This window comes from Exiguobacterium sp. UBA3491, assembly GCF_002377745.1.
GTDB lineage: Bacteria > Bacillota > Bacilli > Exiguobacteriales > Exiguobacteriaceae > Exiguobacterium_A.
On sequence record NZ_DFQK01000032.1, the window covers coordinates 226978 to 250619 of the forward strand.

At 46.6% G+C, this 23642-nt stretch carries 24 protein-coding genes; 14 read left to right on the plus strand and 10 right to left on the minus strand.

Annotation, left to right across the window (positions count from 1 at the left end; all coding sequences use genetic code 11):
- Window positions 1–100: 100 nt before the first annotated feature.
- The 5 genes from B4F99_RS13615 to B4F99_RS13635 all read left to right on the plus strand — a co-directional run bounded on the left by B4F99_RS13615 (window position 101) and on the right by B4F99_RS13635 (window position 4313).
- A complete protein-coding gene (locus tag B4F99_RS13615; RefSeq protein WP_023468529.1) occupies window positions 101–301 on the plus strand; it encodes a cold-shock protein in 201 nt (66 codons plus the stop codon).
- Window positions 302–383: 82 nt separating this feature from the next.
- Window positions 384–749, plus strand: coding sequence for a nuclear transport factor 2 family protein (locus B4F99_RS13620; RefSeq protein WP_290758931.1), 366 nt, complete (start codon window positions 384–386; stop codon window positions 747–749).
- 124 nt (window positions 750–873) lie between these two features.
- Entirely contained in the window at window positions 874–1938 is a 1065-nt protein-coding gene (gene serC, locus B4F99_RS13625; RefSeq protein WP_290758934.1) for a 3-phosphoserine/phosphohydroxythreonine transaminase, read from the plus strand.
- Window positions 1939–3096, plus strand: a complete 1158-nt coding sequence (locus tag B4F99_RS13630; RefSeq protein WP_290758937.1) for a phosphoglycerate dehydrogenase — start codon at window positions 1939–1941, stop codon at window positions 3094–3096. It abuts the gene before it with no gap.
- A gap of 14 nt (window positions 3097–3110) precedes the next feature.
- The gene (locus B4F99_RS13635) at window positions 3111–4313 is read left to right on the plus strand and encodes a DUF1015 domain-containing protein (protein ID WP_290758940.1); all 1203 of its coding nucleotides are present in this window, start codon (window positions 3111–3113) and stop codon (window positions 4311–4313) included.
- A gap of 55 nt (window positions 4314–4368) precedes the next feature.
- On the opposite strand, the gene B4F99_RS13640 is transcribed toward B4F99_RS13635, so the two are convergent.
- Complete coding sequence (locus B4F99_RS13640; RefSeq protein ID WP_290758943.1) at window positions 4369–6141, minus strand: glycoside hydrolase family 13 protein; 1773 nt, start codon at window positions 6139–6141, stop codon at window positions 4369–4371.
- A gap of 194 nt (window positions 6142–6335) precedes the next feature.
- Here B4F99_RS13640 and B4F99_RS13645 point away from each other — a divergent pair, with 194 nt between their 5' ends.
- Both B4F99_RS13645 and B4F99_RS13650 read left to right on the plus strand, forming a co-directional pair.
- The gene (locus tag B4F99_RS13645; RefSeq protein WP_214854245.1) at window positions 6336–7049 is read left to right on the plus strand and encodes a YebC/PmpR family DNA-binding transcriptional regulator; all 714 of its coding nucleotides are present in this window, start codon (window positions 6336–6338) and stop codon (window positions 7047–7049) included.
- Window positions 7050–7295: 246 nt separating this feature from the next.
- Window positions 7296–7589 carry a hypothetical protein gene (locus B4F99_RS13650; protein ID WP_023468536.1) on the plus strand — a complete coding sequence of 98 codons (294 nt, stop codon included), beginning with the start codon at window positions 7296–7298 and terminating at the stop codon, window positions 7587–7589.
- Between the two features lie 40 nt (window positions 7590–7629).
- Here the strand turns inward: B4F99_RS13650 and B4F99_RS13655 are convergent, their stop codons facing one another.
- Window positions 7630–7881 (minus strand): hypothetical protein, encoded by a 252-nt coding sequence (locus B4F99_RS13655; RefSeq protein WP_023468537.1) that lies wholly within the window; start codon window positions 7879–7881, stop codon window positions 7630–7632.
- Between the two features lie 357 nt (window positions 7882–8238).
- On the opposite strand from B4F99_RS13655, the gene B4F99_RS13660 reads away from it, so the two are divergent.
- From B4F99_RS13660 to mnhG, 7 genes are read left to right on the plus strand one after another with little or no spacing between them, the layout of a single operon-like run.
- Window positions 8239–10644: a Na+/H+ antiporter subunit A gene (locus B4F99_RS13660; protein ID WP_290758951.1), complete on the plus strand. Its 2406-nt coding sequence runs from the start codon at window positions 8239–8241 to the stop codon at window positions 10642–10644.
- Window positions 10641–11081 (plus strand): Na(+)/H(+) antiporter subunit B, encoded by a 441-nt coding sequence (locus B4F99_RS13665; protein WP_214854251.1) that lies wholly within the window; start codon window positions 10641–10643, stop codon window positions 11079–11081. Before B4F99_RS13660 ends, B4F99_RS13665 begins: the two co-directional genes overlap by 4 nt.
- A 1-nt stretch (window position 11082) precedes the next feature.
- On the plus strand, window positions 11083–11424 hold the full coding sequence (locus B4F99_RS13670) for a Na(+)/H(+) antiporter subunit C (RefSeq protein ID WP_023468540.1): 342 nt from the start codon (window positions 11083–11085) through the stop codon (window positions 11422–11424).
- The gene (locus B4F99_RS13675; RefSeq protein ID WP_214854254.1) at window positions 11417–12904 is read left to right on the plus strand and encodes a Na+/H+ antiporter subunit D; all 1488 of its coding nucleotides are present in this window, start codon (window positions 11417–11419) and stop codon (window positions 12902–12904) included. Before B4F99_RS13670 ends, B4F99_RS13675 begins: the two co-directional genes overlap by 8 nt.
- A gap of 3 nt (window positions 12905–12907) precedes the next feature.
- Entirely contained in the window at window positions 12908–13384 is a 477-nt protein-coding gene (locus tag B4F99_RS13680) for a Na+/H+ antiporter subunit E (RefSeq protein ID WP_023468542.1), read from the plus strand.
- 47 nt (window positions 13385–13431) lie between these two features.
- Entirely contained in the window at window positions 13432–13668 is a 237-nt protein-coding gene (locus B4F99_RS13685) for a Na(+)/H(+) antiporter subunit F1 (protein ID WP_369792030.1), read from the plus strand.
- On the plus strand, window positions 13652–14026 hold the full coding sequence (gene mnhG / locus B4F99_RS13690; RefSeq protein ID WP_214854257.1) for a monovalent cation/H(+) antiporter subunit G: 375 nt from the start codon (window positions 13652–13654) through the stop codon (window positions 14024–14026). Before B4F99_RS13685 ends, mnhG begins: the two co-directional genes overlap by 17 nt.
- 54 nt (window positions 14027–14080) lie before the next feature.
- Here mnhG and B4F99_RS13695 read toward each other — a convergent pair whose 3' ends face one another.
- The 8 genes from B4F99_RS13695 to B4F99_RS13730 form a co-directional block, all read right to left on the minus strand.
- Window positions 14081–14524, minus strand: coding sequence for an Rrf2 family transcriptional regulator (locus tag B4F99_RS13695; protein ID WP_050678277.1), 444 nt, complete (start codon window positions 14522–14524; stop codon window positions 14081–14083).
- 216 nt (window positions 14525–14740) lie between these two features.
- Entirely contained in the window at window positions 14741–15613 is an 873-nt protein-coding gene (locus B4F99_RS13700) for a glycerophosphodiester phosphodiesterase (protein WP_251137882.1), read from the minus strand.
- Between the two features lie 176 nt (window positions 15614–15789).
- A complete protein-coding gene (odhB, locus tag B4F99_RS13705) occupies window positions 15790–17046 on the minus strand; it encodes a 2-oxoglutarate dehydrogenase complex dihydrolipoyllysine-residue succinyltransferase (protein ID WP_290758959.1) in 1257 nt (418 codons plus the stop codon).
- Window positions 17047–17081: 35 nt separating this feature from the next.
- A complete protein-coding gene (locus B4F99_RS13710; RefSeq protein ID WP_290758961.1) occupies window positions 17082–19922 on the minus strand; it encodes a 2-oxoglutarate dehydrogenase E1 component in 2841 nt (946 codons plus the stop codon).
- 311 nt (window positions 19923–20233) lie between these two features.
- Window positions 20234–20962, minus strand: coding sequence for an amino acid ABC transporter ATP-binding protein (locus B4F99_RS13715; RefSeq protein WP_290758964.1), 729 nt, complete (start codon window positions 20960–20962; stop codon window positions 20234–20236).
- Window positions 20959–21603, minus strand: a complete 645-nt coding sequence (locus B4F99_RS13720; RefSeq protein WP_290758966.1) for an amino acid ABC transporter permease — start codon at window positions 21601–21603, stop codon at window positions 20959–20961. Before B4F99_RS13720 ends, B4F99_RS13715 begins: the two co-directional genes overlap by 4 nt.
- Before the next feature lie 31 nt (window positions 21604–21634).
- Window positions 21635–22402 carry a transporter substrate-binding domain-containing protein gene (locus B4F99_RS13725; RefSeq protein WP_035407400.1) on the minus strand — a complete coding sequence of 256 codons (768 nt, stop codon included), beginning with the start codon at window positions 22400–22402 and terminating at the stop codon, window positions 21635–21637.
- A gap of 298 nt (window positions 22403–22700) precedes the next feature.
- Window positions 22701–23633, minus strand: a complete 933-nt coding sequence (locus B4F99_RS13730; protein WP_029341930.1) for an alpha/beta hydrolase — start codon at window positions 23631–23633, stop codon at window positions 22701–22703.
- Between the last annotated feature and the right edge of the window lie 9 nt (window positions 23634–23642).

The following is a 23642-nucleotide window of genomic DNA, read 5'->3' on the forward strand; positions in this document are numbered from 1 at the left end:
TGTTGTTCGGTGGAGATACGAAGTGTTTCACTTTATATTCGATGAAATTGATCACGGTAGTAATAATCAGTGTGCCAGTCACACGCAGGAGGCAATACACATGGAACAAGGTAAAGTAAAATGGTTTAACGCAGAAAAAGGATTCGGCTTCATCGAGCGCGAAAGCGGAGACGACGTATTCGTACACTTCTCAGCAATCCAATCTGAAGGTTTCAAATCACTTGACGAAGGTCAAGAGGTTTCTTTCGAAGTTGAAGAAGGTCAACGTGGACCACAAGCAACTAACGTTGTAAAACTTTAATTTCTTTTAGACCCTGCTCACGCAGGGTCTTTTTTTGTTTAAATATGCTACACTAGCGATTCAGGAAGAAAGGAGATGTAACATGACACTCGAACAAACGATGCAACACCTTCAAGATGCTATGCTAAAAGGAGATTTATCACAAGTCTCGCATCTATTATCTCCCGATTTTACGTTCATCGATGCATTAGGGCGGTCATTTGATGCCGAGACCTACCTCGATCATTACGTGGATCCTGCAAACATCCGCTGGTTATCCCGGACCGATGATTTTTCATACATTGATCATTTCGAAGATACGGCAATCCAGTATAGTTTGACAGAAGACCGATTTGAATACGGGACAACTCAATACGTTGGTCGTTTCCGGATCGTATCCATCTATCGTGCTACGTCAGATGGTTGGAAATGGCACTTTGGTCAATTGACATCTCTTGATCCTTCGTAACGGATTCAAGGGATGTTTTTGTTTTCATTTTCCATTCATCGTCAGTTGGAATTGCTTCTCATTTTTCATTCCGTTACACTTGAGTGGTACATATTTTCTGAAAATTCAAGAAGGAGTGTTCCTCATGACGGTTTATAACTTTTCTGCCGGTCCAGCAGTCCTTCCTGCCCCGGTCCTATTGAAAGCTCAATCCGAGCTACTCGATTATGAAAATTCAGGACAATCCGTTTTTGAAATGAGTCATCGTTCGCCAATCTTCGAATCGATTCGGGAGGCAGCTGAACAATCCTTACGGAGACTGATGTCGATTCCCGATTCGTACTCCGTATTGTTTCTTCAAGGAGGAGCTACACTTCAGTTCGCGATGTTACCGCAAAATCTGGCGACGAAGACCGGACGGATTGATTTCATCGATACCGGCGGCTGGTCGACGAAGGCGATTGCAGATGCCAAACTGTACGCCACGGTCAACGTGCTCGCCTCTTCCGCTGATCACGGATATCGCTTCATTCCAGAAGGTCCGTTCACGTCAACAGCCGACTATTTGCACATCACTTGGAACAATACGCTCGAAGGGACGACTTATCAGACACCGCCTCATGTCGATGTGCCACTCGTCGCTGATGTCTCGTCATCGATTTTGTCTGAACCATTGCCAATCGAGTCATTCGATGTGTTGTATGCTGGTGCTCAAAAAAACCTTGGTGTCGCTGGTTTAACGGTCGTCATTGTAAAGAATGAGTTGCTTGATCGTGTCCCTGATACGATTGGTGCCTACTTACGGTATGACATCCATGCCAAACAGCGATCTCTTTATAACACGCCACCGACGTTTAGTCTTTATATGACGAAATTAGTACTCGAGTGGATTGAAGATACGGGACTCGAGACGATTGAGGCAAGAAACGTCTCACAAGCACGTATGTTATATGAAGCAATTGATCAATCCACTCTTTTTTATAATAATGTAGCCATCAAGGATCGAAGCCGGATGAACATTCCATTTTCGACTGGAAGCGAATCGGAAGACGCTGCTTTCTTGAACTTCGCTGAGCGTCACGATTTGATCAATCTTGCCGGTCATCGCTCAATTGGTGGAATGCGCGCGAGTCTCTACAATGCGATGCCGACCGAAGGGGTTACAGCACTAATTCATATCATGCACCGTTTTGAACAGGGGGAACGCTAAATGTATCAAATTCAACTATGGAACGATTTATCGGATAAAGGATTAAAACGATTCACAGACGACTATCACGTTCAGCGAGAAACAGAACAACCAGATGCCTTTCTCGTCCGCAGCAAGGATTTACATGACATGCGCTTCCCGGATAGTCTTAAAGCCGTAGCCCGAGCTGGCGTCGGTGTCAATACGATTCCACTTAATCAACTTGCGAATCGCGGGATTCCTGTCTTTTCGACACCAGGCGCTAATGCAAATGCCGTCAAGGAACTTGTCATCGGCAGCTTATTCTTAACAGCGCGAAAGCTCGTCCCCAGTCTACTTTGGACGAACAACTTACGCGGACCGGATATTCCGGAGCGGATTGAAGCGAACAAAAAACAATTTGTCGGAACGGAGTTGCTCGGGAAACGAATCGGGATCGTAGGACTTGGAGCAATCGGCGCGAACTTAGCCAACACTCTCCATGAGCTTGGCATGACCGTTACAGGCTATGATCCACATATGTCCGTTGAGTCCGCTTGGCGTGTCTCAAATCAAATTCAGCGGGCAACACAGCTTGAGGATCTGCTCGCGACAAACGACTACATCACGTTGCATCTTCCGCTCGTTGACGCTACGACAGGCTTACTCGATGCATCACTCTTGTCAAAGATGAAGAACGGCGCGACGTTGCTCAACTTCTCTCGTGGCGAACTCGTCGATGAACAAGCGTTAGCCGATGTACTCCGGTCTGGTCGTCTGGCTAATTATGTGACGGATTTCCCGAATGCCTTCATCTTGTCCCTTCCACGGGTCATCGCTTTGCCGCATATCGGGGCATCAACGAGTGAAGCGGAGGAAAACTGTGCCATCATGGCGGTCGATCAACTGCGTCTGTTCCTTGAGACAGGAAACATCCGTAATGCTGTCAATTTCCCAGCTGTCGAGTTACCGTTCACCGGAAAACGACGGATTACGATTGCTCACCATAACATTCCGAATATGGTCGGTCAAATTGCCTCCGTGTTAGCACAAGAGTCGATCAATATCGCGAATATGATCAATGGTAGTAAAGATGCTATTGCCTATACGATCATCGATATCGATAACCATGCGGACGAGTTGATTTCGCTCGACCGACTGAATCAAATTCCTGGCGTCTTGAAAACACGTCTACTTTAAAAGGAGTGATCCCCATGCCAACGTTCGAACCTTTTGCCGCGTTACGACCGGATTCAAAATATGCAGCAGATTTTGCTGCTTTGCCCTATGATGTTTATTCGCGCGAAGAAGCACGGTCTGAGATTCGTCGTCATCCGCTGTCTTTTTTACGGATCGATAAAGCAGAAGCCACGCTTCCATCATTAATCGCTGAAGATGATCCACGCGTTTATCAGCAAGCAGCTCTCGCCTTCGAAGAGAGTCAAACAAACGGCATCTTACAGCTCGACACGGACGAGACGTATTATATCTATCAACTGTCTGACGGGACACATACACAATCCGGTTTCGTCGGATGTGTTTCCGTTAGCGATTATGAAACGAATCAAATTCGTAAACATGAGTTCACGCGTCCGGACAAAGAGCGCGATCGTGTCCGACATGTCGAACATCTAAAAGCTCATACTGGACCTATTTTACTTGCGCATCAAACGGATGCCCAGCTTCAAGAAATCGTCTCGACGATTACTGCAGGTGATTCCCTATACGACTTTACTGTCGATGGAATCACACACCGAATTTTTAAAGTCATCGATCGCCATCATCTGTTGACGATCGGAAGCCAGTTCGCACGCCACGACGCCCTCTATATCGCTGATGGTCACCATCGCGCTGCAGCGGCAGCCGTCGCTGCCAGTCGGACGGATCAGGAAGAAGCCCAACGCTTCCTTGGTGTCTCTTTTCCGCAGGAACAATTGCGAATCCTCGGCTATCATCGTGTCGTCGAAGATCTGTACGGTCAATCCGTCGTTGATTTTCTCGAACGTCTAGCCCATCGCTTCACGATCGCCAAAGGACGTGCCGAACAAACAAAACGTCACCAAATCGAGATGTATCTCAATCGGCAATGGTATACCCTTTCGTACGATTCTGAACGAACAGGGACGAAAGCGAATCTCGACGTCTCGATTTTACAAGAAGAGTTGTTGACACCGTTACTCGGTATCGAAGATCCGCGAACGGACGCACGTATCCAGTTCGTCGGTGGTCATAAGGGGTATGCCGGTCTTGAGCAAATCGTGGATTCCGGACATGCCGCGGTCGCTTTTCACTTGCATCCGACTTCGATCGAAGATTTAATGGATGTGGCTGATGCAGGAGAAGTAATGCCCCCGAAGTCGACTTGGTTCGAACCGAAGCTTCGGAGCGGTTTACTGATCCATCCGTTTGATTCGTAATGCACACGCACTAAAAAAGCAAGTCATGGATATCGCATCCACGACTTGCTTTTTCTTAAACGTGTCGCAAAAGAAGAGCTGACACAGCTTCTACTTGAATAGTTCCCGACAACGTCGTTGCATCTAACAGACTTTCATACGTCCCTTCAAATGAAAGAGATTGTTCTTCTTCACTTAAGTTGACTACGAGCAAGTAAACCTGTTCGCCCTGACGTCGCTCGACGACAAATGTCTGTTTTGTATCATCGATCCTTTGGAAATGATACGTTCCGGCATTTGCTAAAACCGGATGCTGTTTTCGAAGAGCAATCAACTGTGCAATGTGATCGAACAACTCACGGTTCTGCTTTGTCTCATCCCATTCCATACACGCACGGTTTGCCGGGTCTTGCCCCCCAGTCATTCCAATCTCATCACCATAATAGATGACAGGTGTACCCGGAAACGTCAACAGTATAGTGAAAAGCAATTTCATCCGCTCGATATTCCCTTTCGCACGCGTTAGAGCACGCGGCGTATCATGCGAGTCAATCAAATTGAACATGACTTCGTTGACATTTTGAGAATGCCAGTTTAAATTCCGGATGACTGCATGTGAGAAATCACGAACGCTGGTCTCGCCCGTCGCAAAACAAGTCAGGAAGCTCTCTGTCAAACCGTAATTCATGACGGCATCAAATTGATCGCCGAGGAGCCATGGTTGCGAATCCGTCCAGCATTCGCCGACGATATAACATGTTCCGTTCGCAGCCCGGACTTCCTTTCTAAACTCACGCCAAAACGCATGATCGACTTCACTAGCGACATCCAGACGCCAGCCGTCAATTCCGAATTCCTCGACCCAGTAACGTCCGACGTGAAGCAAATAGTCTTTGACGTCCGGATGGGCAGTATTCAACTTCGGCATGTTTCGTTCAAATGCAAACACTTCATAGTTTGGAATCGATGGATCGACCGGGAAGGAATCAATCGTAAACCAGTTGGCGTATTTTGAGTCTTGTCCCTTTTCTAAGACATCTTGAAATGCGGGGTGCTCTTCACTAATATGATTAAAGACGGCATCGAGTAATACGCGGATACCGTTCTCATGTAGCACATCGATCATCTTGCGGAACGTTTTCTCGTCACCGAACGCAGGATCAAGCTTCAAGTAATCAAGCGTATCGTATTTATGATTGGATGGTGCCTCAAAGACTGGGCAGAAGTAGACACCCGTGACGCCGAGACGTTGTAAATGATCGACGTGATCAATGACCCCTTGAAAATCTCCACCGAAGAAATTCTGAAAAGCCGGTGCTTCACTTCCCCACTCCTTCGTTCCCGCTGGATCGTTCGCCCGGTCACCATTCGCGAATCGTTCTGGGAAAATTTGATACCAGACCGTATCTTTCACCCAATCCGGTGTATCAAAGACATCCGTCGCATGAACATATGGAACAGAAAAATAATAGCCCGGATGATCGAGTGGCGCTTCGTCATACCAACCGCGTTCGGTCAAAACGGCTGTGGTTTCGCCATGAACCTCGAACCCATACCTTACCCGCTTCCGTTCTGGACGGATTGCAATGAACCAATAGTCATACGTCGCGTCACTTCCATTGTATTGCATCGACTTCCGTTGCCCTTTCCAGTATTTTTCTTTATCCGGATCAAAATTCCAATCTCGGTCTTCTTCTTTTTCCGCTTCCCATTCATACGGATCACCATATATCAATTCGACTTTTTCAATATCGTCTTTAGCCGTCATCAGTCGAACATGAACGGTCTCTTGATCATAGGCATAAACGAATGGTGATAATGCGCGATGAACTACTCCAGCCTGGTTCAAATACTGTCACTCTCCCTTAAATTGATATTTCTCTATCGGTAAAGTTCCTTTCTTCCGCATCACTTAAACGCATTTAGTAGAAATTCAACTGTTCGACCGACATTTTAGTTCAGTCTGTCAGGTAGTTTAAGGTATACTGATAACGCATAGGAAATCAGGGATTTCTGATATTACGGAAAGAGAGTGGATATGAAATGGGTCGTAAATGGAACAACATCAAGGAAAAAAAAGCATCAAAAGACAAAAATACGAGTCGGATCTACGCAAAGTTCGGTCGTGAGATTTATGTAGCGGCTAAACAAGGTGAACCCGATCCAGAATCAAACCAAGCATTAAAGGTCGTTCTCGAACGAGCGAAAACATACAACGTGCCACGTGCCATCGTCGATCGGGCGATTGAAAAAGCAAAAGGTGGAGCGGAAGAAAACTACGACGTCTTGCGTTATGAAGGATTCGGTCCAAGCGGTTCAATGGTCATCGTCGAAACGTTGACGAACAACGTTAACCGGACGGCTTCTGACGTTCGTGCTGCATTCGGAAAAAATGGTGGAAACATGGGCGTGAGCGGATCCGTCGCTTATATGTTCGATGCGACGGCAATCTTTGCCTTTGAAGGTAAAACTGCAGATGACGTTCTCGAATTGATGATGGAAGCGGATATTGATGTGCGCGATATCCTCGAAGAAGACGAATCTGTCATCATCTACGCTGAGCCGGAACAATTCCATGCTGTACAAGAAGCGTTGAAAGCTGCAGGAATTACCGAGTTCTCCCTTGCTGAACTGGTCATGCTCGCCCAAAACGAAGTCGTGTTGTCTGAAGACGACGTCGCACAATTCGAGAAGATGATTGATGCACTTGAAGATCTTGAGGATGTGCAACAGGTGTACCATAACGTAGAGTTATAATCAAAAAGACAAGAGGATGGTCACGACCATCCTCTTGTCTTTTTGATTATACAGTTTCTGTATCGGCTAACGCCCGCAATCGGTTACGCACCGTCTGTCATCATCATAAAGTATGAAACGCGTTTCATAACAAGATTAAAAAAGATTCATTTTTGATGTTTATTTCTTCAATTTAATGGGAAAAGTAATATTCGGAGTTGATTATAACTTATCTTGTTTTGGAAGAAATAAAGGGAGGAACGAACGATGACATATTCTTTGATTGAAACATTCAAACACATCGTAAGCGAGGCAACTAGCTTTAAGCGCGTTGATTTCGGGGGTTACGATATTTATATGCAGACGACGGATGGACGAACGATTACGGCACACATCCGCTATGATGGTGGTGGTACAGACTTCAATGAAGCTTATTTAATGCTTGAATCGAGTACTGGTCAACGTCGCACAGCGACCTTAACGCTTTATCAATTCGAACATCTCTCTTCTTATACTGCACATAGTGAACGGACACGTGCCCTAGTCACAACAAGTGCTTAATGACCATAAAACACGCCTCTCATTCGAGAGACGTGCTTTTTTAATTTTCTTCTCGCTCGAGGCGTTCGAGTTCTGCGTGCGTTTGTGGGAATCCATTCGCTTGCCAATCTGCCCGATGAATGGAATCAAGTTGTGTCAGCCCGACTTCAGCCGGATCGCGTTTCGCGTCGACACTTGGACGATGATCAATATCGTCTGAAGTTGTTTTTCGTTGTTGGTATTGTTGATAGGCGATTGTCGCAATCGCCGCTAGACCACCTAAAATGACACCTGTCTTGAATGTTGCTCGCATGAAAGTTCCCCCTCTATGGTCATTAGTTGTGCTCTAGGTAGATGTACCCGAGTTACTTGAATTTGAATCATTCTTCTCATGGATCAACGTGTTATTTGAAAAAAATCAAAAAAAATTTCAGCCTATTTCTGCCGTGTTCCTACATATTTAATAATCAAGAGAGAAAATGGCTCTATCCCTTATGCTTCAACGCTTCACGTCATGCAAGAAGGAAAAAAGTACGCTATACTTGATTCAGAAACATCTTCGACGAACAAAATGAATCGTGTCTTCTACTGGACAGTTCCGAGCTTCAACAGCTTGCGTTCGCGTCCCTTTTTCATTTTTGGTCGTCGATGTCACAAAGGAGGGAATTTCGTGTCCGTGATGCACGGGGCTATTTTACTGCCCATATTGATCAGTCTTTTCATTCCGCTTCTAGCGAAACGCCTTCCGAACATTCATACCGGTTGGTTTGTACTTGTCGTACCTGTACTGCTCGTTTCGTATTTCAGCCGCTTTCTCGCTGGTACGATGTCAGGTGAGACCTTTACGGCACGCATGCCGTGGATACCATCGCTCGGTATCGATTTCGTCACGTATCTCGACGGACTCGGCTTATTGTTCGCACTATTGATCACAGGAATCGGCTCACTCGTCGTTCTTTATTCGATTTTTTATTTAGATGCGAAAAAAGAATCACTCGGAACATTTTATGTTTATCTGTTGATGTTCATGACCGCCATGCTTGGCGTCGTGCTGTCAGATAACATGATCGTCCTCTATCTGTTCTGGGAATTAACGTCGATTTCGTCGTTCTTATTGATCGCCTATTGGTACGAGCGGGAACGTTCTCGTTACGGCGCTCAAAAATCGATGCTGATCACCGTCTTCGGTGGACTAGCGATGCTTGGGGGAATCGCGATTCTCTCAACACTCAGTGGATCGTTAAGTATTCGTGAGACCTATGCGTCGCTTGAATCGATTCAAGGTGAACCCTTCTTTTCGGTCGCCCTCGTTTTATTCTTGCTAGCTGCCTTCACGAAATCGGCTCAATTTCCGTTCCACATCTGGTTACCGGATGCGATGGAAGCACCGACCCCTGTCAGCGCCTACTTGCACTCGGCAACGATGGTCAAGGCAGGGTTGTATCTTGTCGCTCGTTTCAGTCCGATTTTTGCGGATGAGTCGCTCTGGTTCTATCTCGTCTCATCTGTCGGAATATTCACCTTATTCTGGGGTTCACTCAATGCGGTGAAACAACATGATTTGAAAGGAATCCTTGCTTACTCGACGATTTCTCAGCTTGGATTGATCATGTCCTTGCTCGGACTCGGAGTAGCCGCCTTGCACGTCGACGCGTTAGATGACGGATTATATACGATTGCGACAGTCGCTGCGATCTTCCACCTGATCAACCACGCGACGTTTAAAGGCAGTCTCTTCATGATGGCGGGAATCGTCGATCACGAGACTGGTACTCGCGACATTCGGAAGCTCGGTGGTCTTGCGCAACTCATGCCGATTTCGATGACGATTGCGATGATCGGGACCCTTTCGATGGCGGGGATTCCACCATTCAATGGTTTCTTAAGTAAAGAGATGTTCTTGACAGGTGTACTTCAAGTTTCAGGATCTGACTTGTTCCACTTACCGTCTTACGGTTGGATTATTCCTGTACTCGCCGTCGTCGGAAGTATCTTTACATTCGTCTATAGCATCTTGATCGTCCGCAGAACGTTCTTCGGTAAGCGTCAAGACGACAAGTTACCGAAAACACCACACGAGGCACCGATTGGCATGTTGATTCCACCTCTCGTCCTCGTCTCGCTCGTCGTCATCATCGGACTCTTCCCGAATATATTATCGGATACGTTGATTCGACCGGCAGTCGAAGCGATCTTACCGCAAGTCGTTGATGCGGGTGGCAAGATTGATGTGCATATTTCAATGTGGCATGGATTCAATACTGAATTATTCCTGACACTCGTGATCATCAGTGCTGGCATCATCTTGTATAAGACACTGCCGCGCTGGCAATCGCTCTATAACCGGATGCCTCGTGCCATCTCCTTGAATCATCAATATGACGCTTTGTTACGCCGTGGTGAACAGACCTCGACAAAGATCCATGATACGGTCATGACCGGATACATGCGGTCGTATCTCGTCTACATCTTCGGATTCATCGTCATCTTGATTTTGACGGCATTATACGGGTTTGATGCCTTCCGCTTCGCGGTTGATCCCATCAGCACGATTGACGCGTATGAAATCATCCTTGCACTCGTTCTCGTTTCGAGTGCACTCTCGATCACTTTTGCGCGTTCACGACTGACATCGATCATCTTGCTCGGTGTGACAGGTTATACGGTCGCTCTGTTCTTCGTCTTATTCCGAGCGCCAGACCTTGCTTTAACACAACTCGTCATCGAGACAGTATCGGTCGCTTTGTTCCTGCTCGTTTTCTATCGTTTACCGGAAATCAGCCGGAAAGAAGAGCGCATCCCGTTCAAGCTCGGCAATGCCTTGATTTCAGCACTCGTCGGATTGACAGTGACACTCGTCGCCCTTGCTTCTCTCAGCCAACGATCGTTTACTTCAATCGCCAAGTATTACATCGATAACGTCGCTGATCTTGCCGCTGGCGGTAATATGGTCAACGTCATTCTCGTCGACTTCCGTGGCTTCGATACGTTGTTTGAGATTGCCGTTCTCGCACTGGCTGGAATCGGTATTTACACGATGATTAAATTCAGACGAACAGGAGGGATAGATAAATGAAAAAGCAGGCAAAAAAGCATACGAATGACGTCATCTTAGAGTCCGCGACTTCCTTTATCACGTTCATCATCTTCCTGTTTGCTGTCTACTTGTTCTTTGCTGGACACTACACGCCAGGTGGCGGATTCATTGGTGGTCTCGTGACGGCTTCTGCTCTTGTTTTGATCCTACTTGCTTACGATATCAAGACATTGCGCCGGATTTTGCCATTCGACTACAAATGGATCACGGCTCTCGGTATGTTGATTGCCGTACTGACGGCGTCAGGAGCGCTTCTGTTCAACGTACCGTTCTTCACACATGCACATGATTATTTCAACCTGCCGTTGTTCGGCAAGACATCGCTTCACACCGCGATGCTGTTTGATCTTGGAGTGTATCTTGTCGTCGTCGGTGTGACGATGACGATTATTCAAACGATTGGGGAGAGTGATTAATATGGAAATCATCATGGCGATCGCCGCAGGCATCCTGACGATGTGTGCCATTTATCTCATTCTTTCGAAAAGTATTCTTCGCATTATCATTGGAACAGGGTTGCTCAGCCATGCTGCCCATCTGCTTGTCATGACAATGGGTGGACTAAAACGAGGCGCTGCTCCGGTTTTAAAGGACGGCGTGACTTCCTATACGGATCCACTACCGCAAGCACTCGTCTTGACCGCCATCGTCATCAGCTTTGGTGTCACTGCCTTTTTCTTGGTACTCGCTTATCGTGCCTATCAAGAACTCGGAACCGATAATATCGAAGAAATGAAAGGAACCGATTCGAATGATTAACTTACCGTTATTACCAATCATCATCCCGTTGTTGACGGGTGTCATCTTGATGTTTTTCCCGCGACACCTCAAAGGACAACGAATCGTTTCCCTCTTTTCGACGATTTTGACTGTCTGTGCCTCCATCTATCTTGTGCTGACTGTCCGGTCGAACGGCATCTTAACAGTCACACTCGGTAGTTGGCCAGCACCTTTTGGTATCACGCTTGTCTCTGACATGCTATCCGCTTTACTCGTCACGACGACGAGCATTCTTGTTCTTTGTATCATCTGGTATGCCATTGTCTACTTGAGCGTTTCCTATCAACGGTACTACTATTTCATTGCCGTTCAATTCCTGCTCGTTGGTGTCAATGGTGCCTTTACGACAGGTGATATTTTTAACATGTTCGTCTTCTTCGAAGTTTTCCTGATTTCGTCTTATGTCTTGATCGTTCTCGGCGGGAAACCGGCACAGTTACGAGAATCGCTGAAGTATCTTTTGATTAACGTCATCTCGTCCGCATTATTCGTCATGACGGTTGCCTTCTTGTACGGTATCATCGGATCGCTCAGCATGGCGGATATCAGTCAAAAGATTTCAGAAGTCGGACAACCGGCAATCCTAAACGTCATCGCCTTGTTATTCTTGATCGTCTTCGGATTAAAAGGTGCGATCTTCCCGCTTTACTTCTGGTTACCTGGTTCTTATCAAGTACCACCGACGCCTATTCTTGCTTTGTTCGGTGCCTTGCTGACGAAGGTCGGAGTCTACGGGATTTTACGGACGTATAGTTTGTTCTTCTCAAATGAGATTGGAACGATTCATCAAATCTTAAGTATCCTTGCACTCAGTACGATCGTCATCGGGGTGATCGGTGCGCTCGCGACACGAGATGCGAAGCAAATCATCATCTACAACATCATCGTCGCAGTCGGAGTCATCTTGTACGGGGTTTCCCTCATGACACCGCAAGCGCTAGAAGGTGCGATTTTCTACCTTCTTCATGATATGTTGATTAAAGCCGCTTTATTCCTACTCGTAGGAATCATGGTCGGAATTGCCGGCTCGAGTAAGCTGAAAGATATGGGCGGGATGATCAAAGCCTATCCTGTATTAGGTTGGACGTTCTTCATCGCGGCGTTATCACTTGCCGGGATTCCACCGCTCAGCGGATTCATTGGGAAATTCCTGATTGTTCGTGGTGGTATTGAAGCCGGTGAGTTGATTGGACCAATCATCGTTCTACTATCCAGTCTACTCGTCTTGTATTCGGTCGTTCAATTGTTCATGCGTGCCTTTTGGGGAACACCGAAGACCTACTCTGGTGATAAACAAGCGCTTGTTCCAAAGCTGCTCGTTCCTACGATTGCCTTAGTTGCGCTCAGCGTTCTCTATGGAGTAGGTACTGAGGCGATGCGTCCACTGATTCAACAAGCCGTCGAACCGTTGACGAATCCAACGCTCTATATCGATGCCGTACTAAAAGGAGGTCGTTAATTCATGGCATTTCAAGTCTTGCTCAACTTATTTCTTGCATTCTTGTGGATGTTTCTCTCAAACAATTTCTCGGCCTCCGGTTTCGTCATCGGTTACGCGCTAGGGCTGATTGCGATGTTCGCTTTCCGTCGCGGCTTCAAAGGTCGCTTTTATCTCGGACCTGTCGTCGCACTCGTCCTATTGTTTTTCCGCTTTCTCTACGAGCTTGTCGTCGCGAACATCGATGTCTTGAAAATCATTTTAAAGCCGAAGTTAGATATTCAACCTGGTATTTTCGCCTATGAGACCGAACTCGATCAACCGTGGCAAATCACGTTGCTGTCAATGCTGATCACGCTGACACCGGGAACGCTTGTCGTTGATATCTCGGATGATAATAAGACACTCTACATTCATGCACTCCACATGCCAGAGGTCGATGAAGCGGTCGCTTCGATTCGTGATAGTTTTGAGAAAGCCATTCTGGAGGTGAGTCGGTGATGTTCGATATTTTAATCTATATCGCACTCGGGGGTGTCTTTCTCTCGATGCTTGGTCTGTTCTACCGGGTCATCAAAGGACCAAGTGTTGCGGATCGTGTCATCGCGCTTGATTCAATTGGTATCAGCTTGATTTCAATCGTTGGACTTGTCTCGATCATCTTACGGACGAGCGACTACCTCGAAGTCATCCTGTTGATTGGTATACTCGCCTTCATCGGTACAGTTGCCTTTTCAAAATATATCGAGAAAGGAGAGATCATCGAACGTGATCGCAACCAATGAATGGATCGTCGCGGTCTTCGCCTTGCTCGGTATGGGATTTAGTCTCGTCACCGCGCTTGGTCTGATCCGCTTACCGGATGTCTATACGCGTGCTCACGCTGCATCTAAAAGCGCGACATTAGGTGTCATGTCGATTTTAATCGGCGTCATCATCTATTTCGTCACTGAAGATGGATTCTTCTCCTCTCGTGTCGTTCTCGGCATCCTGTTCGTGCTCATCACAGCACCGATTGGTGGACATTTAATCGCGCGTGCTGCTTACTATAGCGACGTGCCATTATGGAAATCGTCTGTCCGTGACGACCTGTCTAAGAATAAAGAACATGTAGAACCGAAGAAATGCCAAGATGACATGTGAGTATATCGACATGACAAAACCCTCGCTTCCGCTTACGGAAACGAGGGTTTTTGATTAGGAACGCTGTAAGGGTGAAGCAGCAAATAAGAGCGCCAACTCATCACGATTATCTAACAATTCTTCTAATGTATGCTGTTCCAGTTCCCGGATAAAAGCTCGAAGCGCTCGTCCGAGCACACCTTTTAGACGGCATCCTGGTTCGATGACACAATGACCGTTGCTTCCAAAACACTCGACGATATCCATCGGTTCCATTTCCCGAACGACTTTCCCGATGTTGATGTCTTTTGGATCACGAATCAAACGGAGTCCGCCTGACCGACCTCTTGTTGATTCGACATAGCCAAGTTTCGCTAATTGTTGTGTCACCTTCATTAAATGGTTGGATGAGATGCCATAATGATTTGCAATCTGCGGCATTGGTGTGATGACATCCCGGTGCACCCCGAGATACATCAACACACGTAGTCCATAATCCGTATACTGTGTAATTCTCACGATCCTCACTCCATTCCTTCCCAAAACTGCACTGTTATCGTACCATGAAATACGAAACTGACTACATTGTTTTGTCTCATGATTCGAAATTCTGATAAACCTCTATTAGGTTTACGTATGGAATGAAATATTGGATTTAAAATACGAGTTTTAAAAACAAAAAACTATTTCTTCTTTCCTGTTCGAAAGAAGAAATAGTCCTGTATCGTCCTTACTTTATTTTTTGTATAGTCCTTTCACGACATCATTAAAACGGTCGGCATAGTTCGTGAAGACTCCTGTGACACCATAGTCGAGCATACGAACCATATCCGCTTTTTCATTCACAGTATACGGGTGAAGTAACAAATCATGAGTCCGAATCGCTGAGATGTTTTCACGTGTCAATGCTTTGTAGGAAGGACCAACACCGACTGCATACTGACGGATTGCGGTTAATCGATCATCCGTCAAAGCCTTGACTTCATTTGCTTCCATCAACTGAACCAGTGGAACGTTCGGGTCGATGGCTCTGACTTTTTGAAGACTCGCTTCACTAAACGACTGAATCAAGACTTGTCCTGGTTTGACCTTGTTACTCGACAATCCGTTCTGCTTTAGTACGTCGAGCAATTTCTGTTCCATTCCGGGATACACTTCCGGTGATTTCGTCTCGATATAGTAATTCGCATGCTTCCCATACTTACTCAAGACTTCTTGAAGCGTCGGTACTTTCAAACCGACATATGACTTTTTCGCAAGCGTCGGGTTCGCTTCATTAAACCAGCTACCAGCATCAAGTTTCTTGATTTCAGCAAGCGTTTTATCTTTGACGGCACCTGTTCCGTTCGTCGTCCGATCGACGGTTTCGTCATGCATCGCAATCAAATGACCGTCTTTCGTCATCTGTAAATCAATTTCGATGTAATCTGCTTTAAATTTCTTATGTCCCATTTCGTAAGCTGGCATCGTATGCTCCGGCGCATAACCTGAAGCTCCACGATGAGCAACGTTAATGATTCGATTTGAATCGAGTAACGATTTGCCTTTTGATTGTGCACCGACATCTTCTGTCGGAAGTCCTGTACTTAATGCAACTCCCGCTACCATCGTCAATCCGATTTGTTTCAGCATCATCTATTCCCCCTTGAAATATTCTTACAACACTTATCTTAAATTGTTTGTATGAAGCTGATATAGAGAAGCTGTAAACGTCGTTTCGTGATTTGATGACAAAGTGATATCAACAAAAAAAAGACCCGCATCTAAAACGGGTCTTTTAATGATTACGCTTCGAAAATCAATGACTCTGGATCTTCAAGAAGATCTTTAATGTGTTTCAGGAACGTAACAGCTTCTTTTCCATCAACGATTCGGTGATCGTAAGAGAGTGCAACATACATCATCGGACGATTTTCCATGCGTTCTGCATCAATGGCAATAGGGCGCAGGTTGATTGCGTGCATGCCGAGAATCGCGACTTGTGGACCGTTTAAGATCGGCGTCGACATGAGTGAACCGAACGTACCACCATTCGTAATCGTGAACGTACCACCCGTTAAGTCAGATAGACCAAGTTTATTATCACGCGCTTTGACCGCTAATTGAATGATGTCCTTTTCAATTTCAGCGAAGTTCTTTTTGTCCGCATCACGAACGACTGGAACAACGAGACCGTCTGGTGCTGAGACGGCAATGCCGATATCATAGAATTTCTTCAGGACGATTTCATCGCCTTGAATCTCAGCATTCAGGTATGGCATCTTTTTGAGTGCTGCGACTGCTGCTTTCGTAAAGAATGACATGAAACCGAGTTTAACTTCGTTTTCCTTCACGAATTTCTCTTGACGACGTTTACGCAGGGCCATGACCGCTGACATATCGATTTCGTTGAACGTCGTTAACATCGCTGCCGTTTGTTGGACTTCAACAAGGCGATTCGCAATCGTCTTCCGACGACGTGACATCTTGATCCGCTCTTCCGGTTTCCCAGGAGCGGCTGCAGGTGCTGGTGCCGGTGTAGCAGGCTTCGTAGGAGCAGGTTTTGCTTGCTCACGTGGTGCTACTTCAAACGTCGCGACGTCTTGCACGCGAATCCGACCGAGCGGATCTTGCGTTGCCACTTGTGCTAAATCAATTCCTTTTTCACGAGCCAGTTTACGGGCAGCAGGTGAAGCAATCGGACGATCCGCAACAGATGTACTTTCAGTCGCTGCTGCAGCCACCGGTTGTTCCGCTTTTTCTTCTGCTTTTGGTGTCTCTTTTGGAGTTTCTTGTACTGTTTCTGCCGCAGCCGGTTTTGGAGCCTCGCCACCAGCAGAGATGACAGCAATCGTTTCCCCGACGCGGACTGTATCTCCTTCAGCAGCCATCACCTCCGTCAACGTACCAGCTTCATCTGACGGCACTTCGATGTTGACCTTATCTGTCTCGAGCTCAACGATGGCTTCCCCTTTATCCACGTGATCACCTGGTTGTTTTAACCAAGACGCCACCGTTCCTTCTGTAATTGATTCGGCAAGTTCTGGTACTTTGATTTCCATCGTATTCTCCCCCTATGACTCGATTCTATCTTAAGTTATGATGTGTGATTTGATACATGTGATGGTGCTGTTGGAATAGAAGCAGTCGCTGTGAGTGCATCATTGATGATACGTGCCTGCTCTACTTTATGACCTGACGGGTCACCTTCTGCTGTACTGGAACGACGACGACGACCGATGTAACGGACCGTTTGGATACCATTCGGTGCGACTGTCTCAAGTCGAGGTTCCATGAAGGACCACGCCCCCATGTTTTTCGGTTCTTCTTGCACCCAGACCATTTCTTCGACGGATTCATAGCGCGCGATGACTTCTTTTAAGGCTTTTGCCGGGAATGGATACAACTCCTCGACCCGGACGATTTGTAGCCAATCGAGATTCTCATCTGATTTCGAGACCGCTTCCGCTAGATCAATTGCCATCTTACCAGAACAGAACACAAGACGTTTGACACGATCTGGTGCTTCTCCGAGCCCTGATTGTTCGATGACACGACGGAAACTACCCTCCGTCAATTCAGAGACGTCAGATGTCGCAAGCGGATGACGCAAGAGACTCTTCGGCGTCATGACGACGAGCGGTCGGACTTCCTCTTTTCCGAGAATCGCTGCTTGTCGGCGCAATAAGTGGAAGTACTGGGCAGCACTCGATACGTTCGCGACTGTCCAGTTTTTCTCACCGGATAACGTCAAGAAGCGCTCTAAACGACCACTCGAGTGTTCTGGTCCTTGCCCTTCATAACCATGCGGAAGCAACATGACGAGACCTGATGTTTGTCCCCATTTCGCTCGGCTAGCTGAGATGAACTGGTCGAAGATGACTTGACCTGAGTTCGCAAAGTCCCCGTATTGCGCTTCCCATAATACGAGCGTTTCCGGAGCGAAGACGTTATAACCGTATTCAAAACCAAGTACACCTGCTTCAGACAACGGACTGTTGTAGACCGAGAATGATGCAGTTGCCGTTGATAAGGCATGGAGTGGCGAGAAGCCTTCTCCTGTTTTCACATCATGAAGATTAATGTTCCGTTGTGCGAACGTTCCTCGTTCAGAATCTTGACCGCTCAAGCGGATTGGTGTTCCATCTGAGAGAATCGAAGCAAACGCCAATGTTTCGGCATGTCCCCAGTCAATACCGTTCTTTGTCGAGAACGCATCCGTCCGGCGCTTCAGGACCTTCTCAAGTTTATGGAACACTTGGAAGCCATCCGGCCACTGTAACAATTCTTCGTTGTACGCCGTCAATGTTTCAATCGAGACCCCTGTCTCAATCGTCGGAACGCCTTTAAAGACGACGTCCGGCATGACCCCACCATACTCTTTCTCCGCGTTCGGTACTTTTTCACGAGCCGCCTTCATGTGATCATTGATCGACGTTTCAATCGATTGAATTTCGTCAGCTGTCGCATCCCCGTTCGCGACAAGCGTTTTCCCGTACAAGACACGAATTGGATCATGTTTATGAATCAAATCGTATAAGACCGGGTTCGTATTCATCGGTTCATCCATTTCGTTATGACCAAAACGACGATATCCGATTAAATCAATCATGACATCCTTCTTAAACGTTGCCCGGTACTCGCTCGCGAGCAAAGCGACTGCGAGACAGCTTTCCGGCTCATCCGCGTTGACGTGGAAGACTGGGATCTCGTATCCTTTGGCAAGATCACTCGAGTAACGCGTCGAACGGGAGTCCGTCGGCTCCGTCGTGAAGCCGATCGTGTTGTTCGCGATGATATGAATCGTTCCGCCGGTGTTATATCCTTTGAGATTCGCTAAATTCAAAGTTTCAGCCACAATTCCTTGACCTGGGAACGCTGCATCCCCATGAATGAGGATCGCAGCTGCTGCTGCTTGCTCTTGACGTGGTGCCCCTTTTTGTGAGCGATCATCTTGTGCCGCACGTGTGAAGCCTTCGACGACTGGGTCGACGAACTCAAGGTGCGACGGATTGTTCGCAAGCGTCATCCGCACGTTACGTGTCTCTTGCTCGAGTTTTCGGTTTAAACCGAGGTGATACTTCACGTCGCCCGTCCAACCGTACGTGATCCCGATCGATCCTTCAGATGGTACGAGGTCGTGGTTCGGAGCATGCTGGAACTCAGCAAAGATCATTTCATATGGCTTCCCAAGTACGTGCGCCAAAACGTTCAACCGTCCACGGTGTGCCATTCCGATATTGATCGTCTCCGACCCATTCGAGATGAGGTGTCCGACGATCGTGTCGAGCAATGGCACCATCGCGTCAAGTCCTTCAATCGAGAAGCGTTTTTGACCGACATATGTTTTGTGCAAGTATTTTTCGAAAAGGTCCGTTTCAGCTAAGCGTTTGAACAATTGTTTCTTTTGTTCAGCGTCTAGCGTCGCCGTCAAAGCACCTTGCTCGATTTTCTGTCGGAGCCATTTCTTTTCATCGAGATCGTCGACATGCTGGAACTCAACTGCGGCTGCTCCCGTGTACTGCGCTTTTAAATGTTCGATGCCTTCAAACGCGTCCTGTACACCAGTTGGTGGTTCAGGACAGACGAGTGAGACTGGCATTTTTCGAAGATCTGCCTCTGTCAATCCGTACTGACTCAATTCGAATAATCCTGTTTCTCGCGGATGGTCCTTCAGCGGATAGATATCCGCCGCAAGATGTCCTTTTGCACGAATTTGTTCCGCTAAACGATTCGCCGCAAGATATTTTTCGAAATCTCCTGTCTCGACTTGCATCGGTACGACTGCTTCCGTCACGGGTGCACCATGCTCTTCGAAATAAGCACGTGTCTCCTCATCAACGGATGTCTTGTCTTCTAAAAAACGCTCGTACAATTCAATGATGTAGCCAAGGTTTGGTCCATAGAATGCTTGTTGATCTTGCTCGTGGCCTGCCATGTACGGTTCCCCCCGTTTCTATATTTCTCCCCACACATCTAGTGGATACTCGATGTGTTTCCAGCCCCCTACCTGTTAGCGCTTTCAAAAGGAATTGCATGAATAAAACGCTGAACGTCATGAGAAGGAATGATCGTGTCATTCTTCCATGAAAGTGCCTTCGTTACTATATTACTACTCTTTTCCTATGTGTGCATTTCGAATTCCCAAATTCTCACGCTTAAATGTATAAGTTTTTCTTATGAGCGCTTAGACAGTTATTTATGATTCGTCAAAAACCGGCGTATCCGCATTTAGATACGCCGGTTCCATCATAAGACCTTACTAAGGAACGATTGCGTCCGTTCGTGTTGTGGAGAATCAAACAATACTTGTGGCACGTTCTCTTCGACGATATAGCCACCATCCATGAATAAGACGCGATCTCCGACCTCTCGAGCGAATCCCATCTCATGGGTCACGACGACCATCGTCATCCCTTCAAGGGCAAGTTGTTTCATGACGGCAAGCACGTCACCGACCATTTCCGGGTCAAGCGCTGACGTTGGCTCGTCAAACAACATGATTTTCGGATTCATCGCGAGCGCGCGGGCAATCGCGACCCGCTGTTTTTGCCCCCCAGATAATTCACCTGGATAATTATCCGCTTTTTCCCGTAATCCGACTTTATCGAGTAGTTCAAGTGCCCGCTGTTTCGCCTGTTCTTTATCCGATTTACGCACTTTGATCGGTGCAAGCGTGACGTTTTCTAGCACGGTCTTATGCGGGAAGAGATTAAAATGTTGAAAGACCATCCCGACTTCTTCCCGGACCTTGTTGATATCGACCTTTGGACTCGTAATATCGAAATCATCGACGATGACCGTGCCACCTGTAATCTCTTCCAATCGATTCAAACAGCGTAAAAACGTACTTTTCCCAGATCCCGACGGACCGATGACACAAACGACTTCTTTTTCGGCAATCGAGACGTTGATGTCTTTTAAGACTTCATTCGAACCGAATGATTTCTTTAGATTCTTCACTTCAATGATACTCATCGTAATGTAAACCTCCGTTCCAAGAACTTCGCCACGAATGACAAGAGATAAATGATGACGAAGTACATCAATCCGACGACAGACCAAACGATGAATGGCTCAAACGTCGTCGATTGCTGAACTTGACCTTGTTGCGTCAAATCAGCGATGCCGATGATCGATAACAACGATGTATCTTTTAAGCTGATGATTGATTGATTCGTAATCGTTGGTAACATCCGTCGGAATGCTTGCGGTAAAATGATTTGAACCATCGTTTGACGTCCTGTCATCCCGAGTGAACGTGCGGCTTCTGTTTGTCCCTTATCAATCGACTGGATACCTGCTCGAATAATTTCCGCGAAATAAGCACCAGCATTGATCGCGACCGTCAGTATCCCTGCATACATCCGGTCCATCGATAACCACTCAAGCGAGTTGAGTCCAAAGTAGATGAAGAAAAGCTGAACGATGAACGGTGTACCACGAATGACATCGATATAGATGATCGCGATCGCGTTCAAAATCTTTAACGGTGACAACCGCATCAATGCGACGACTAAGCCAATCAGAAAGCCGACGATGACCGCAATGATGAAAATATACAATGTGACTTGAAGCCCTTCCAAGAAAAATGGAAATGCGGTTTTGACCACTTCCATTGGCTATCCCACTCCCTTATCGCCTTGCGACTTATTTCAGATACGTGTCAACGATTTTATCGTATTCACCGTTTTCTTTCAGATTCGCAAGTCCTTTGTTGATTTTCTTTAGCAGATCCTTATTCTCACCTTTTAAGACAGCGATCCCGTAGTTATCACCGTTGAGACGATCACCGACAAGTTTCAATCCAAGGTTTTGTTGTTTGTTTGCATATGAGATGACCGGATAATCTTCAATCAAGGCAGCTGCGTTACCGTTCTTTACTTCTTGGAACATCGCTGGACTGTCATTGAATTGTGTAACAGTGAAGCCAAGTTTATCCGCGTTATCCGTTGCATATTTTGCACCCGTCGTTCCCTTTTTGACGGCTACTTTTTTCCCTTTAAGATCGTTAACGGATTTAATACCATTCTCATCTTTTTTGACGACTAAAATAAGACCAGCTTTGAAATATGGGTCTGAGAATGTAACGACTTTTTTCCGTTCTGGTGTAATACTCATACCGGCAATGGCAACGTCCAATTGATTTGCTTGAAGTGCTGGAATGATACCGCTGAAATCCATTGCTTCAAATTTAATCTTGAAGTTTTGATCCTTAGCGATTGCTTTCATAAGATCAATGTCGATTCCTTTGTACGTGTCCCCGTCTTTGTACTCAAATGGTGGATACGTGACGTCGATACCAACTTTATACGTCTTTCCTTCTGAAGACCCTTCATCCTTCGAACCGATACTACATGCACCAAGTACGAGAATACAGCTCATCAAGAGCGCTAGCAAAATACTTCCTTTTTTCATGTTTGTTTCCCCTCTCCTATGTGTTAAAGATTGTCGACTCCACTTAGTACTTTCCCTGAAGAGTACCCTCTTTAAAACGTATTTTACCAGAAAAGTTCTAAAAAGATAAACATTTCTGAATTTTTATTCGATGCAATCGTTTTCTATTCATTATCAAAAAAGGAGGCAACCCCTNNGCCGAGAGGACTTGAACCTCCACGGTGTTGCCACCACTAGATTCTGAGTCTAGCGCGTCTACCAGTTCCGCCACGACGACGTTGATTTATGATATTAATATAGCGGGTAACGAACTGAGTTGTCAATCATTTCGCAAGATGTTCCGGACGAACTTCTCAACGACGTCATCATACAAAGCCGGATCCTCGAAATATGCCATCGCGTGTGCGGCATTCGGAATGACGACCAGTTCCTTTTCCGTTGGACAGGCTTCGTACAGCTCATACACCATATCTGTCGGTACGAACGTATCCGCACCACCATGAATGAAGAGAATCGGAACCTGTGCCTTTTTGACCTGTTTCAGCGCTGATGCTTCACGGAACGTATAACCTGCCTTTAGCTTCGTTAATACGCTCGTCATCCCTAAAAACGGGAAGTGTGGTAGTCGATACATCCGCTTCATCTGATACGCAAGAACAGCATTGACGGACGTATAGGCACAATCAGAAATGATTCCTTTGATTTGTGGTGGAAGTTGTTCGCCACTCGTCATCAATACGGTCGCCCCTCCCATCGACACACCATGTAAGAACAGTTTCGCATCCTGTCCAATCCGTTCAATCAGATAGTTCGACCAACTGAGACAATCTTCCCGATCATGCCATCCGAATCCGATATAATGACCGTCACTCATTCCGTGTCCTCGATTATCGGGCATCATGACATGGAAACCGGCCTGATGGTACAGATAGGCGAATCCGGCTAAATCCGTTCCGACGCCTCCGTATCCATGCACGAGAATGACAATCCGATCTGACGGAACAGGAGACGGGAGGAAATGTCCGCGCAACGTTAAGCCGTCTTTCGCTTCAATCTCGATCCGCTCGAGCGGCTGCTCCTTGATCCATGTCTGTCCAGGTTGCATCAACCGGACCATCTCATCACTCAAATCCCGATTATTCGATAAGAACGGCTTCGGATTCGTGGCGATTGCCATCTCATAAAAATAATAACTCGCTGCTACTAATCCGGATCCGATGACTCCGATTCCAATTTTTGTTCTGCGACGCATCTGCCCCAC